This window comes from Nocardioides sp., from assembly GCF_044226305.1.
Lineage (GTDB): Bacteria > Actinomycetota > Actinomycetes > Propionibacteriales > Nocardioidaceae > Nocardioides.
Genome location: NZ_JBGAHF010000006.1, coordinates 20,133 through 33,188 on the forward strand (window position 1 = coordinate 20,133; position 13,056 = coordinate 33,188).

General features: G+C 73.9%; 11 protein-coding genes. All 11 read right to left on the reverse strand.

Annotated elements, in window-relative coordinates; translation table 11 throughout:
* Positions 1-3: 3 nt before the first annotated feature.
* From ACILQ5_RS07930 to ACILQ5_RS07980, 11 genes are read right to left on the reverse strand one after another with little or no spacing between them, the layout of a single operon-like run.
* Positions 4-765, reverse strand: a complete 762-nt coding sequence (locus ACILQ5_RS07930) for an FHA domain-containing protein (RefSeq protein ID WP_395657442.1) — start codon at positions 763-765, stop codon at positions 4-6.
* Positions 762-2,039, reverse strand: coding sequence for a VWA domain-containing protein (locus ACILQ5_RS07935; protein WP_395657443.1), 1,278 nt, complete (start codon positions 2,037-2,039; stop codon positions 762-764). Before ACILQ5_RS07935 ends, ACILQ5_RS07930 begins: the two co-directional genes overlap by 4 nt.
* Complete coding sequence (locus tag ACILQ5_RS07940; RefSeq protein WP_395657444.1) at positions 2,039-3,271, reverse strand: PP2C family serine/threonine-protein phosphatase; 1,233 nt, start codon at positions 3,269-3,271, stop codon at positions 2,039-2,041. Before ACILQ5_RS07940 ends, ACILQ5_RS07935 begins: the two co-directional genes overlap by 1 nt.
* Positions 3,268-5,652, reverse strand: a complete 2,385-nt coding sequence (locus ACILQ5_RS07945; protein WP_395657445.1) for a tetratricopeptide repeat protein — start codon at positions 5,650-5,652, stop codon at positions 3,268-3,270. The genes ACILQ5_RS07940 and ACILQ5_RS07945 overlap by 4 nt, the downstream gene beginning before the upstream one ends.
* Positions 5,649-6,797 carry a hypothetical protein gene (locus ACILQ5_RS07950; RefSeq protein ID WP_395657446.1) on the reverse strand — a complete coding sequence of 383 codons (1,149 nt, stop codon included), beginning with the start codon at positions 6,795-6,797 and terminating at the stop codon, positions 5,649-5,651. The genes ACILQ5_RS07945 and ACILQ5_RS07950 overlap by 4 nt, the downstream gene beginning before the upstream one ends.
* Positions 6,794-7,762 carry a glutamate ABC transporter substrate-binding protein gene (locus ACILQ5_RS07955; RefSeq protein ID WP_395657447.1) on the reverse strand — a complete coding sequence of 323 codons (969 nt, stop codon included), beginning with the start codon at positions 7,760-7,762 and terminating at the stop codon, positions 6,794-6,796. Before ACILQ5_RS07955 ends, ACILQ5_RS07950 begins: the two co-directional genes overlap by 4 nt.
* Complete coding sequence (locus ACILQ5_RS07960) at positions 7,759-9,096, reverse strand: hypothetical protein (RefSeq protein WP_395657448.1); 1,338 nt, start codon at positions 9,094-9,096, stop codon at positions 7,759-7,761. The genes ACILQ5_RS07955 and ACILQ5_RS07960 overlap by 4 nt, the downstream gene beginning before the upstream one ends.
* Complete coding sequence (locus ACILQ5_RS07965; protein WP_395657449.1) at positions 9,093-10,556, reverse strand: AAA family ATPase; 1,464 nt, start codon at positions 10,554-10,556, stop codon at positions 9,093-9,095. The genes ACILQ5_RS07960 and ACILQ5_RS07965 overlap by 4 nt, the downstream gene beginning before the upstream one ends.
* Entirely contained in the window at positions 10,553-11,065 is a 513-nt protein-coding gene (locus ACILQ5_RS07970) for a hypothetical protein (protein ID WP_395657450.1), read from the reverse strand. Before ACILQ5_RS07970 ends, ACILQ5_RS07965 begins: the two co-directional genes overlap by 4 nt.
* A gap of 1 nt (position 11,066) precedes the next feature.
* The gene (locus tag ACILQ5_RS07975; RefSeq protein WP_395657451.1) at positions 11,067-12,317 is read right to left on the reverse strand and encodes a toxic anion resistance protein; all 1,251 of its coding nucleotides are present in this window, start codon (positions 12,315-12,317) and stop codon (positions 11,067-11,069) included.
* Between the two features lie 53 nt (positions 12,318-12,370).
* Positions 12,371-13,033, reverse strand: a complete 663-nt coding sequence (locus ACILQ5_RS07980) for a YitT family protein (RefSeq protein WP_395657452.1) — start codon at positions 13,031-13,033, stop codon at positions 12,371-12,373.
* Positions 13,034-13,056 lie beyond the last annotated feature (23 nt).

Sequence of the window (13,056 nt, forward strand, 5' to 3'; positions counted from 1 at the left end):
CGCTCAGACCTCGCCCTCGGCGGCGCGGCGCACGACGATGCGGGTCCAGGCGCCGAGGTAGATCCGGTCGTCCTCGGAGATCTCCTGCTTCTGACCCGGCGGGATCGGGGTCTTCGGCAGCGCGCCGACGTTGCCGCCGACGTAGGTGCCGTTGGACGACCCGAGGTCCTCGACCCACCAGCGGGTGCCGTCGGTGGTGAGCTGCGCGTGCCGCCGGCTGATCCCGTTGTCCGAGGACAGGTCGATGTCGGGGGTGATGTTGCGGCTGCGCGAGGCCCGGCCGATGAGCACCGAGGTGTTCTTGAGCGCGACCACCCGCGGCAGCCCGGGTGAGGGCAGCGGGTCGGTCGACTCCTGGTCGGCGTACCAGTCCGGGTCGATCCAGACCTCCGCCACCCACGGCTCGGTCAGCGGCGGGGACGGGTTCGCGCCCGCCGCGGCCGGAGCAGCCGCGGCGTCCGCCGGTACGGCGGCAGGGGCGTCGGCAGCCGGCTCGGGAGTCGCGGCCGGCGGCGGCGTGAGCGGCCGGGGCAGCGTGCCGGTGGTGAAGTCGTAGCCGCACGCCTCGCAGAAGAGCGCGTTCGCGGGGTTGGTCGCCGAGCAGTTCGGGCAGGTGCCGCTCGCGGTCCCGGAGGGTGCCGACGCGTCCGGGGCCGCCGCGTCCGCCGGGGCGGCCGCATCGGCCGGGGCGTCGCCCAGCGCGAGGCCGCAGACGTCGCAGTAGTCGGTGGCCGTGGTCTCGTGACCGGCCGGGCAGGTGCTCACTTCTTGATCCGGGTGGTCTTGGTCGAGGCGGTGTCGAGTGCCATCTCGTCCGCCTTGGCGACCGCCGCCTTGAGCCGCACGGTGCCTTCCTTCTCGTCGTCGATCTCGACCACCTTCCGCAGCTTGGACGTCGCCTCGTCGTTGCCGGTCTCGGCCGCGAGCTGGACGGCCCGGCCGAGCTTGGTCGTGGCGGTGGCCTCGTCACCGGCCGCCTTGGCGGCGAGCCCCTCCTGGATCATCGCGGCGAGCTCGGTCTGTCCGGTGTAGTGCGCGACCTGCTGGTCGATGCGGGCGGTCAGCTCGGAGTCGCCGGACCAGGTCGCCTTGACCAGTCCCTGGGTGACGACCTCGTCGCCGATCGCGAGCTGCACGCGGGCGGCGAGCTGCTCCTGGCCGATCGCCTTGGCGGCCACGCGCACGGCGACGTGGTAGTCGCGGGACTCGTCCGACCAGGCCCCGGTCGGGTACCCGCCGGTGAGCGGGTTGATCTCGACCCGCCGGGCGGTGAGGTCCTCGACGGTGGGCGAGACCTGGCGCACGAAGAGGATCTGGGCGCCCTGGGGGGTCCACACCCGCAGCTGGGCGTCGGCGACGCCCCGGGCCATCGACGCGCGCATCATCTCCTGGAACTGGGCCTGCATCATCGACGGCTCCGGGATGATGTCGACGGTCCCGAGCAGCGCCTGGGCGATCTGGCGCAGCTCCTCGACCCGCCAGTCGGTGCCCGCACCGCGGCAGTCGCACTGGAAGTAGCCGGTGGCGCGACCGAGGGCGGCTTCGAGGAACCCGGGCCCCTCTCGGTCCTCGCCGTCGGTCAGCAAGATCGCGTGCCGCTGGGTCACCTGCGGCACCGAGGAGAAGAGGGTGCCGGCGAGGTCGAGCCAGGTGCTGATCGCCGTCCCGCCCCCGGCCCGGAACTGCTCGATCGCGGCGCTGGCCTGCTCCCGGACCCGGGAGTCCATCGGGACCATGCCGGGCCCGGAGGTCACGTGCGGGAAGGCGAGCTCGGCGTGGTCGGAGCCGGAGATGACGGCGAACCAGGTCCCGTCCACGATCTCGGCCAGCGCCGCCTGGGCGGCGGCCCGGGCGGCCTGCATCGTCTCGCGGCCCATCGAGCCGGACGTGTCGACGATGATGATCTCGCCCGCCGCGCCCGCCCCCGTCTGACCGGCGGTGCCGGCACCGGTGCAGGTCACGGTGACGATCGCGTTGACGTCGGTCCCCCCGTCCGGGAGGAACTCGTTCTGGTAGACGGTCGCGGTGAACTCAGCCATCAGGCGTTCTCCTGTTGCGCGGGTCCGGGTGCGGTGGGTCCAGGTGCGGTGGGTCCAGGTGCGGTGGGTCCGGGTGCATTCTGCCCTGCCGGGGCGGCCCCGGGTGCGGCCCCGGTCGCCCGACCGCCCACCCGGGCGAGCGCCGCGGTGATGTTGTCCCGGCCGCCCTGGGCGTTCGCGAAGGCGACCAGGGCGCGGGCGAGGGCGAGCGGCTCGGCGGTCTGCGCGGCCGCGACCTGGGCGGCGACGGCGTCCGGCTCGGAGGCGTAGTTCCACAGGCCGTCGGAGCAGGCGAGCAGCCACCCGGGCCCAACGACGCTCTGCTGGCCGACCCGCGGCGCGATGTCGGGCGCGTCGCGCCCAAGCCACTTGGTGATCGCGTGGGCCTGCGGCGAGGTCTCCGCGACCGCCCGCGGTACGCCGGCCTCGATCTGCTGCTCGGCCGCCGAGTCGTCGACGGTGAGCTGGACAGCGGGGCCGCCGTCGGGCAGCCAGTAGACCCGGGAGTCGCCGATGTTGGCGTAGGCCAGCAGGTCTCCCTCGAGCACGGCGACGGCGAAGGTGGCCGAGGCCGGGTTGGTCGACGCCGGGTCCGTGACCGCGACGACCGCGTCGTTCGCGGCCTTGGCGGCGTCGGCCAGCACCGCAGCGATCGCCCCGGCCCGGCTCGCCGGTGTGCCCATCCCCTGCGGGAACGGTGAGCGCAGCACCTCCCGGGCCGCCTTCGCGCCGGCCAGGGACGCGACGTCGGAGTCGGTCGAGTTGGAGACTCCGTCGAGCACGACGAGGACGGCCCGCTCCCCCGCGGTCTCCGAGGCGACCAGCGCCATCGCGTCCTCGTTGCGCGAGTGGACCAGGCCCCGGTCGCAGACGCCGGCGACCCAGGAGGCGGGCGTCTCCTCGAAGTGGTCGCGCTCGCTCGGTGCCTTGGTGCCGCACGTCTCGCAGTAGCCGTCCGGACCGACGGTGCCCTGGCAGGCCAGGCACCGCCGGGGCGCCGCAGCGGCCGCGTCGACCGGCGGGTCGGTCACCTTGCGGTGGGTCGGCGCGCTGATCGGTCCGCTGCCGAGGTCGTCGGCCGGCGAGGACCCCGCGGGAGCCGCGGGCGGCGGGGGCGGGGTCGACCCGTCGGCGGCGAACGGCTTCCCGCAGCCCTCGCAGAAACGCGCCCCTGCCGCGGCCGGCGCGCCGCACGAGGGGCAGGTGATGGTCGGGGCGGTGGTCTCGCTCATGTCAGCGTCCAGCTGCGGACGGCGTTGGCCTGGTTGACCAGCACGATCCGGTCCTCGAGCAGCGGGGCCTCGCGGGCCAGCGCCCGGTACGCCTTCTCGAGCCCGTCCCGGATGCCCGGCTCGGTCGCCGGGACGCTGCCGACGGTCGGCACCGAGCGCCCCTGCGCCGGCCCGGCCGTCACGACCTCGAGCGCGTGACCGAGGATCCGCACCGTGTAGCGCTGCCGGGCCCCGCCGTCCATCTGCACCGACTCGATGCTGCGCATCGCCTGGTCGAGGACCGCGAGGTCGCTGCTGCCGCCGGCGAGGAGGACCTCGGCCCGCAGCTGTCGGCTCTCGGGGTAGCCGCGGCTGGTCGACGGCACCTTGTCGAGCGCCGCGACCGCGCCAGCCGTGTCACCGCGGTGGGCGCGCACCCGGGAGAGGCCGAAGGCCGCGGGCGGGACGTACGTCGCGTCCGTGGCCGCGCAGGTGCTGTAGAGGCCCTCGGCCACGTCGGGCAGGCCGCCGCGCTCGCAGGCCACGGCCAGCGCCAGCTTGGGGGCGAGCTCGCCGGGCACCTGCTGGTAGACCGCGTTGAACGCGGACTGCGCCGAGGCCCAGTCCTGCTTCTGCATCGCCGCGAGCCCGTCGATCCACAGCGCGCGCCAGTCCCAGGGGTCGTCGGCGAGGAGCTGGGCGGCGTACCCCTCGGCGCGAGCGGCGTCGGAGAGCTCGAGGGCCGCGTGGGCCCGGGCGAGCAGCACCTCGGCGCTCGCCTCGGGCGCGGCCTCCAGGTCCTGGAGCCGCTGGGCGGGGTCGTCGGTCCCGACGCTGCTCAGCCAGGCGTGCTGGGCGTCGGTGGTGTCCGGGCGCAGCGCCGGCAGGTCGGACCAGCCGACGACCGACGCGGAGGCGGCCGGCGGCTCGAAGAGCACCGAGGCCGCCGACGTGAGCGCGGTGCCCGTCGTGCGGTCGGCGACCACCTCGCGCAGCACGCCGAGCAGCTGGCCGCGCAGCTCGTCGGCCGAGGCGAACCGGTCGGCCGGGTCGGGCGCGCAGCACTTGGCGATCAGGTGGTAGAGCGAGTCGTGCTGCGCGAACAGCGGCGTCGACTCCGGCGGCGGCAGCGTGTGCAGGTAGGCGTCCTGGTAGCCGCGGAACTCCATGCACAGCACGACCAGCGTGCGGCCGATCGTGTAGATGTCGCTGGCGACGCTCGGCCCCACCTCGGCGACCTCGGGAGCCTGGTAGCCGACCGTGCCGTAGATCGCGGAGTCCTGGTCGTCGATGCGGCGCACGCCGCCGAGGTCGATGAGCTTGACCGCGTCGCCGACCTGGATCAGGTTGTCGGGCTTGAAGTCGCAGTAGACGAGCCCGAGGTCGTGGAGGTACTGGAACGCCGGCAGCACCTCGAGCAGGAACGCCAGCGCCTGGTCCACCGGCAGCGGGTCGTAGGCGCCGTTGTTGGCGCGCATCCGCTCCTTGAGGATCTGCTTGAGCGACTTGCCGCCGACGTACTCCATCACGATGTAGCCCGCACCCTCGTGCGTGACGAAGTTGTAGATCTCGACGATCAGCGGGTGCTCGACCTGGGCGAGGAACTGCCGTTCCGCGATGGCCGCGGTGAGCGCGTCGGGGTCGCCGGAGTTGAGCAGGCCCTTGAGCACCACCCAGCGGTCCGAGACGTTGCGGTCCCGCGCGAGGTAGATCCACCCGAGGCCGCCGTGGGCGAGCGCGCCGGCCACCTCGTACTGGCCGGCCACCAGGTCGCCGGGCTGCAGCTTGGGCGAGAACGAGAACTCCTGCCCGCACTGGGGGCAGAAGCCCTCGGTGCGGCCGGGGTGGCCGTCGATGCTGCGGCCGACGGCGTTGCCGCACTTCGAGCAGGTCCGCTTGTCCTCGGGGACCTGCGGGTCGGGGTTGATCGCCTTGCTCGCGTCGACGGCCGGCGCGGGCGGGACGACGGTCAGGCCGGCGCCGAGCCGCGCCGCGCGCACCCTTTGCGAGCCGGTCCGGGTACGCCGCGTGGAGGTCGTGCCGCTGGTCTGCGCGAGCCGCGAACCGATGGCCGCCGAGCCGACGCGGCTGGACGAGGTCGCCACGGACACCTCGGTCGCGGTGCCGGGAGCAGGCCCCGGGGTCACCGCGGCGGCCGGGGCCGCTGCCGGGGACCCGCACACGTCGCAGTAGCCGTCGAGGATGGTGCCGGTGCAGGCCGGCTGCGCGCAGGGTGCGCCGTCGGCGGCGACGAAGGCTGCGGCGGCGCTCGCGGCGGCCCCGGACGGTGCGGCCCCGGAGGATGCGGCCCCGGTCGCGGGCGTGGTCGCCGCGGCCATCCCGCAGACGTCGCAGTAGCCGTCGGTGATCGTGCCGCTGCAGCCGGGCTGGGTGCACTTCATGCGGACTCCTTGGACGGGGCGGCCGCCGACGGGCCGCCGGCGGGGCCGGCAGCCGCGAGCTGGGTGAGCCAGGCCTGGTAGGTGCCGACCAGCTGGCGGCAGACCGGCATCGGGGCAGGCTCGCGGCCGAGCACCTCGCGGGCCTGCCGCTCGCTGTCCTGCAGGTCGGGCCGGCCGGCGACGCCCAGCGCGCGGGCTTTCGCAACGTAGGCGTCGAGGAGGTCGGCGAGCTGCGTGCGCTCGGCCAGCGCGTCGGCGTACGAGCGCTGGGCGAGCGTGAGCGCCTCGGAGACCCGGTGCAGCCGGTGCAGGTAGGGGTCGAGGGCCTCGGGGGTGTTGGGGACGGGGCCGAGGGCGTCGACGTCGGGGACCGCATAGCGCGGCGCCGGGTCGACGGTCCGCACGCAGATGTCCTGGAGCCGACGCAGCGCCTGGGCGCGGGCGGTCAGGTCGGTGCGCAGCTCGCGCACGGTGCGCAGCTGGTCGCGGGCCTCGCGGCGGCGGGCGTTGCCGACGATCAGGTCGCGCTCCATCGTCGAGGCGTCGCTCTCCAGCGGCCCGAGCAGGCCGCCCACGTCCGCGCCGCGCCGGGCGCGCTCGGTGACGTCGTCGAGACGTTGCATCAGGCCGGCGAGCCGGTCGACCGCGGCGGTGCGCGAGAGCGCGGGCTCGAGGCCGACCTGGTCGCGGATCCGCTCGAGCTGCGCGCGCAGCTCCTTGATGCGGCCCGCCGCCGCATCAGCGCCCGGGGTGAGCGCGAGCGTGGCGCGCAGCTGTCCGGCCAGGGCGTCGGAGAGCCGGCAGGCCTCGGGCAGCGAGACCGACGGGGCACCGGAGGTGCTGTCGAGGCGGCCCCAGATCAAGGTGGCGATCCGGGTGCGCTCCTCGACGCCGACGCGGCCGCCGTCCCAGGTCGCCCACATCAGCTGCCAGCGGTCCGCGACCGCCTTCCAGAGCGCGAGCGAGAGCGCCATGTCGGCCGCGACGTCGCCGCCGCGCTGCGCGGAGAGCGCGGCGGCGTCGAGCTCGTCGAGCTCGGTCCGGCGGCCTCGCACCCAGTCGTCGAGCGCGCCGAGGTAGGTCTGGAGGTCGGCCGGCTCGGGCGCGGTGCCGATCGCGCCCGGCGGGGTCGGAGCGGCGGTCATCGCCCGTAGACCGGGGTCGGCTGGGTGGCCGGCACGTGCAGGGACGGCCGGAGCCACTTCTGGTACGACGCGTCCCACGACCCGTCGTCGTGCATCCGCTCGAGGACGGCGTTGATGTAGCGCACCAGGTCGACGTTGTCGGCGTTGACGCCGATCCCGTAGGGCTCGTCGGTGAGCGCCTTGCCGGCCAGCACCTCGGCGTACGGGTCCTGGGCGACCAGGCCGGCGAGCACGGTGTCGTCGCCGGTGATGGCGTCGGCCTCGCCGTTCTGGAACTTCAGCAGGCAGCCGGTGTGGTTGACGGCAGCGACCGGGATCGCGTCCGGTGCGATCTGCTGGATGTTGTCGAGGCTCGTGGTGCCGGCGGGGGCGCAGACCCGCTTGCCGGCGAGGTCCTCGACGCGGGTGATGCCCGAGTCCTTCGCGACCAGCACCTTCTGCCCGGCGTGGAAGTACTCGGCCGAGAACGCGATCTGGTCCCACCGCGAGCAGTTGATCGTCATGTTGCGCGCCACGATGTCGATGTCGCCGGACTGCAGAAGCGGGATCCGGTCGGCCGCCGAGATGACGCGCAGCTGGACGTGGCCCTCGGCCGTGCCGAAGATGGCGGCGGCGACCTGGTCGACCATGTCGATGTCGAAGCCCTCGACCTTGCCGGTGAACGGGTTGCGGGAGGCGAGCAGGTAGCTGTCGCCGGAGACCCCGGCGATGAGGTAGCCGCGGTCGCGGATCTTCGCCATCGTCGAGCCGGACGGGAGGTCGCCGGGCGCGGGCACTCCTCCCGGCAGCGGCTCGTAGGACCTCGTGGCGCCGGTGTTGTCGCACGGCGCGGCCGGGGCGGCGGAGGCCGGTGTCGCCGGGACGGCCTCCGGGACCGGCGTGGCCGAGTAGCCGCAGCCGGCCAGCACCGCGAGGACCAGCGCGGCGACGATCGCGAGGAGCGTCCCTCGACGTGCGGTGCTCATGCGTACTCCCTGCGGCGTTGGGCGATGCCCCACACGGCGAGGCCGGCGGCGGCGATGCCGAGCAGCAGCGTGATGACGGCGAGCACCAGGATGCCGGTGTTGCCGCTCCGCAGCGCGTCGGTCGTCTGGGCGCCGGACTCGCTGACGATCTCCTTCGAGCGGCTGTCGAAGGCGTCGAGCGCCGCCGTCGATCCGCTGCTGTCGGTGGTGGTCGCGAGCGCCACGGCCCTCTCGTAGGTCCCGCCGTTGTCGAGGTCGACGACCTGCTGGTGGACCGAGACGTAGTCGTCCCAGAGCGACGCGGTCTCGTCGGACGCGTTGTCCTGCACGACCTGCGACGCGACCTCCCACCGGTCCTCGTAGACCTGCCCCGACCCGCGGGAGATCAGCCGCAGGCTCTCGTTCGCCTTGGCGTCGTTGCCCGCGGTCCGTGCGGTCGACTCGCGGTACGACGTGTCGTAGCTGCCCGCCCGCAGGTCGCTGTTGTGGCTGGACTGGACGGCGGCGACCGCGAAGGCGACGAGCGTCAGGACGGCGACGGTGAGCGCGGCGAGGGCGACCCCGACGTTGATCCGCCGCCGGAACCGCCGTGCGAGCTGGTGGTTGACCCACCACAGCAGCCCGAGGGCGACCAGGCCGGGCAGCAGGACGAGGAAGGGGTGCTGGGCGCCGAGCTCGGACTCCGCCCGGTCGGCGTTCGCCGCGACCAGCGCCTTCGCGATCGGGATCGCCGAGCCCTGGACGGTGGTGTCGCGCAGTCCGGTGGACGCGGTCCGCAGGTACTCCGCACCGACCGGGAAGCCCTGGCGGTTGTTGGCCCGGGCCTGCGCGATCGTGGCGTTGTAGTCGGTGACGGCGGCGTTGAGGTCGGCGAGCGCCTCGCGGTCGGCCGGCTGGGCCTCCGCGGCGTCGGCGATCTGGCGGGTGATCGACTCGATCGCGTCGTCGTACGCCGCCCGCTGCTCGGGCGGCTCGAGGCCACCGGTGAGGAACGCCGTCGTGGCGAGCGCGTCCGCGCGGAACAGCGTGGACTGGATGTTCTGCACCCGCACCAGCTGCTCGGTGTTGTCGGCCGCGGCCCGGTTGGCGTGCCAGGACATCACCTGGAGGCCGGCGGTCAGCGCGGCGAACAGCAGGCACGCCAGCACGGCCACGACCTGCCAGCGGTTGAGGAGCCGCGGCACGTCCTCGGTGCTCGCCGGCGCGCCCGGCGCGCCGGCGGCCGGGACCGCCGGACCGGCGGCCGGAGCGGCTGCGGCGGCTGCGGGTGTCGGCGGCGTCGCCGCCCGCTTCCGGGGCTTCCTCGTGGTCTTCCGCGGTGCCTTCGTCGTCACGGCGCCTGCACCTCCGTCGGCTCGGGCGTCGGCTCGGGCGTGGGCTCGGGCTCGACAGGCGGGGCGTCGACCCGCAGCGCGTCGACCGGCGTGGCGTCGACGGGCGGGTCGTCGGCCGGCTCGGGCTCCACGGGCTCGAGGTCCTCGGCGAGGATCGCCCGCAGCTGCTCCACGGTCGGGGTCTTCACGTCGCGCAGCCGCCAGGCCTGGCGGCCGATCGCTGCCTCGAGCAGGTTGCGCACGTAGCGAGCATTGCCGAAGGTCGGGCCGCGGGTCACGGTTCCGAGGATTTCACGCAGCCGGGCGAGCACCGTGTCGTCGACGTCGTACTCCGCGTCCTTCGCCATCACCTCGAAGATCGCGGCGAGCTCGTCGTCGGTGTAGTCGGCGAAGTCGATGGTGGTGCGGAACCGGCTCTCGAGCCCGGGGTTCTGCGCGATGAAGACCGCCATCGGGAGCGGGTACCCCGCGACGATGACGACGAGGTCGTCGCGCCGGTCCTCCATCTCCTTGACCAGGGTGTCGATCGCCTCGGTGCCGTACTGGTCGCCGGCGAGCGAGTAGGCCTCGTCGATGAACAGGACGCCACCGACGGCGGACTTCACGACGTCCGCGGTCTTCATCGCGGTCTGGCCGAGGTAGCCGGCCACCAGCTCGGAGCGATCGACCTCGACCAGCTGGCCCTTCGAGAGCAGGCCGAGGGCCCGGTAGATGCCGGCGACCAGCCGGGCGACGGTGGTCTTGCCGGTGCCCGGGTTGCCGTTGAAGATCATGTGCCGGGTGATGGTCGGCGACTTCAGCCCCGCGTCGGCGCGCAGCCCCTCGACGCGCAGGACCGCGGCCTGACGGTGGATCTCGGCCTTCACCGCGGCCAGGCCGACCAGCTCGTCGAGCTCCGCGAGCAGCTCCTCGACGGTCTTCGGCGCGGGCTCGGGCTCGGCGGCGGCCGCGGGAGCGCCGTCCGACGGCGGGGCGGCCTGGGTCGGGGTGGCACCGACCGGCACCGGCGCGCCGGAGAAGGGGTCGGCGCCCGGCCCCGCGGGCCCCGGCGGCACGGCGGGCGGCGCCGCCTCGCCGAGCTGGGCGGCGCCGGCGGTGGCGGCGTTGCCGACGGTGCGCGGGTTCTCCTCCCCCAGGCCGGTCGCGGCCAGCGCGACGTCGGCGAGCGCGCGGGCGTACGCCGGCGCGTGGGACGAGCCGGCCAGCGCGAGCGCGCTCATCGTCGGCGTGGGTGCGGAGCGGTAGCGGCGCCCGCGCGAGGCCGCGTTCATGAACGCCTCGGCCGAGGTGGGGTGACCGGTCTGCTCCGACCAGTCGACGTACGCCCCGCGGGCCGGCTCGGCGACGGTGGCCGCGAGCCGCTCGCCCTCGAGGCGGGCGGCGCCGCGGTCGACGTCGGCGGCGACCGCGACGGCGTCCAGCGCCTCCAGGGCGGCGGCGAGCGAGAGCACGTCGGTCATGACGGCGGCCCCAGGGTGAGGTCGGGCCCGGCGGGCGTGCCGAACTTCGCCTGCAGGAACATGCCGTGCGCGACCAGGGCCTGGGCGTCGGCGTGGTTGGCGGCGTCGAGGATCTTGTCCATCGTGGTCGCGAGCAGCTCGAGCTGGTCGACGAGGACCATCAGCGAGGTCTTGTAGCCGTCGACGGGGCGGGTGTCGGCCCAGTCCCGCGGCAGCCGGAGGTAGCCGCCGACGGCCTCGGGGAGGTAGTCGGTCGCGGTCGCCATCACCGAGTAGCTCTCCATGGTGCCGACGCCGAGGTTGCGCAGCTGGGGCAGCGTGTCCTTGATGGTGCGGGCGATCCGCTGCACCCGGGAGGTGACGACCGGCGGCGCGTTGCCCTCGACGAGCATCGCGTTGACCCGGTTGAGCGCAGCCAGGATGTCCTGCTCGGTCGGTGGGGCCGGGACGGCAGCACCGGCCGCCTCGTCCTCACCGCGCAGCCGTCCCAACCACGACTTCAGGCCCACGTCAGGTGGTCGGCAACGTCGAGAGGTCGAGGGTCCCGCCGGTGTTGCGCGCGTCGTGGGCCTGGACCCGGTCGAGGTAGGCCTTCGACTTCTCGACCTCGGTCTCGAGCACGCCGATCGTCGCCGACATCGAGTCCAGCGCCTTGAGCTTGAACTCGTCGATGGAGTCCATCGTCGCGTAGATGTTGGTGAACGCCGCCTGCAGCTGCTCGATCCCGATGCTCGAGGACGCCGCCTGCTGCTGGATGTTCGCCGAGTTCTCGCGGAGCATCTCGGAGGTGCGCTGGATCATCCCGGACGTCGTGGTGTTGAGCGCGGAGATCTGGTCGAGGACCAGCTCCTGGTTGCCCAGCGCCTGCGCCACGATGACGGCGGTCCGCAGCGCGGAGATGGTCGTCGTCGAGGCGCGGTCGACGCCCTTGATGAGCTCGATGTTGTTCTTGATGATGATGTCGATCGCCAGGTAGGACTGGATCGAGACCGCGAGCTGGGTGAGCAGGTCCTGGTGCTTCTGGCGCACGTAGAAGAGCACGTCCTGCGACAGCGACTTCGCGGCCTCCGGGTCGGTGAGCTCGAGCTCGGCGATCTTGGCCGCGAGCTTCGTGTCGAGCCGCTCGGCGACGTAGACGTACTGGTTGAGCCGGCCCATCGACGCCCAGAGGTTGGTCTTCTCCAGGTTGAGGGCGACGTTGTCCTTGGTCAGCTCGTCCTGGCCGCTGCGCAGGCTGTGCAGGATCCCGTTGAGCTGGCTCTGCGCGGACTGGTACTTGCGGAAGTAGTCGGTGACCTTGTCGGTGAACGGCAGCATGTCCAGCCAGCGCCGGGCACCGGTCGCCTGGCTCGGGTCGAGGTCCTCGACGGTGCGCCGCAGCTCGAGCAGCGTCTTGCCGACGGCCGAGCCCTGGCTGATCCCGCCCTCCTGGAGGGCGCGGACAGGCTGCTGGAGCAGGCGGTTCGACGTCTCGGCGGCCTTGCGGATGTCGCCGTCGCCCATGGTGCGGACGCTCTCGGCCTGCGCCGCGAACTCCGGGCTGTTGACGGCCGTCGCGCTGAGCGCGGCCATGAAGCCGTCGACCTTGGCGTCCAGCTCCGGCAGGGCGGACTCGGGGACCTGCGGCGCCATCCGGGGCGCCTGCGTGGTCGTCACGGCCGGTGGCGCCTCGGGGGCCACCAGCGTCAACGCGGCATCGGGCGGGGTGAGGGGCGCGACCGCGGCTGCGCCCGCGCCGGGGTCTCCGGCTGCTGTCGTCATGTGCGTCCTCCGGGCGGTCCGAGCGGCTCCGTCGAGCCGTCGGCCCGAGTCTGTCACGCTCCGGCGGCGTCTGGTGACCGATCCGGCCCCGGACCCACGTCGATGGTCCACGCGGGCAGCCACAGCTGGGTCAGCGGCCCGATCGCCAGCGCGTAGAGCACGGTGCCGAGGCCGATGGTGCCGCCGAGCAGCACGCCGATGACGACCACGGTGACCTCGAGGGCGGTGCGGACCAGGCGGAGCGAGTGGCCCGTGTGCCGGGCGAACCCGGTCATCAGCCCGTCGCGCGGTCCGCGGCCGAGCTGGGCGCCGATGTAGAGGGCGCTCGCCAGGCCGCAGAGCACGACCCCGCCGACCATGAGGCCGACCCGCAGCACGATGGCGTCGGGCGGGTCGACGAGCGCGAGCGTGAGGTCGGCGGAGAAGCCGACGACGAGCGCGTTGGAGATCGTGCCGAGACCGGGGGTCTCCCGCAGCGGGATCCACAGCAGCAGCACCACGAAGCTCATCAGCACGACGGCCTCGCCGATCGTGATCGGCAGGTGCTGGATCAGTCCGGAGTGCAGGACGTCCCACGGCGCCAGCCCCAGGTCGCCGCGGTACATCATGGCCAGCGAGACGCCGTAGGCCACCAGGCCGACGTACAGCTGCGGCAGCCGCCGGCCGAGCCGGCCGGCGCGGAGCTGGGCGATGGGCCCGAGGTCGACGAGGAGCACCAGACCATGGTGCGGGGAATTGG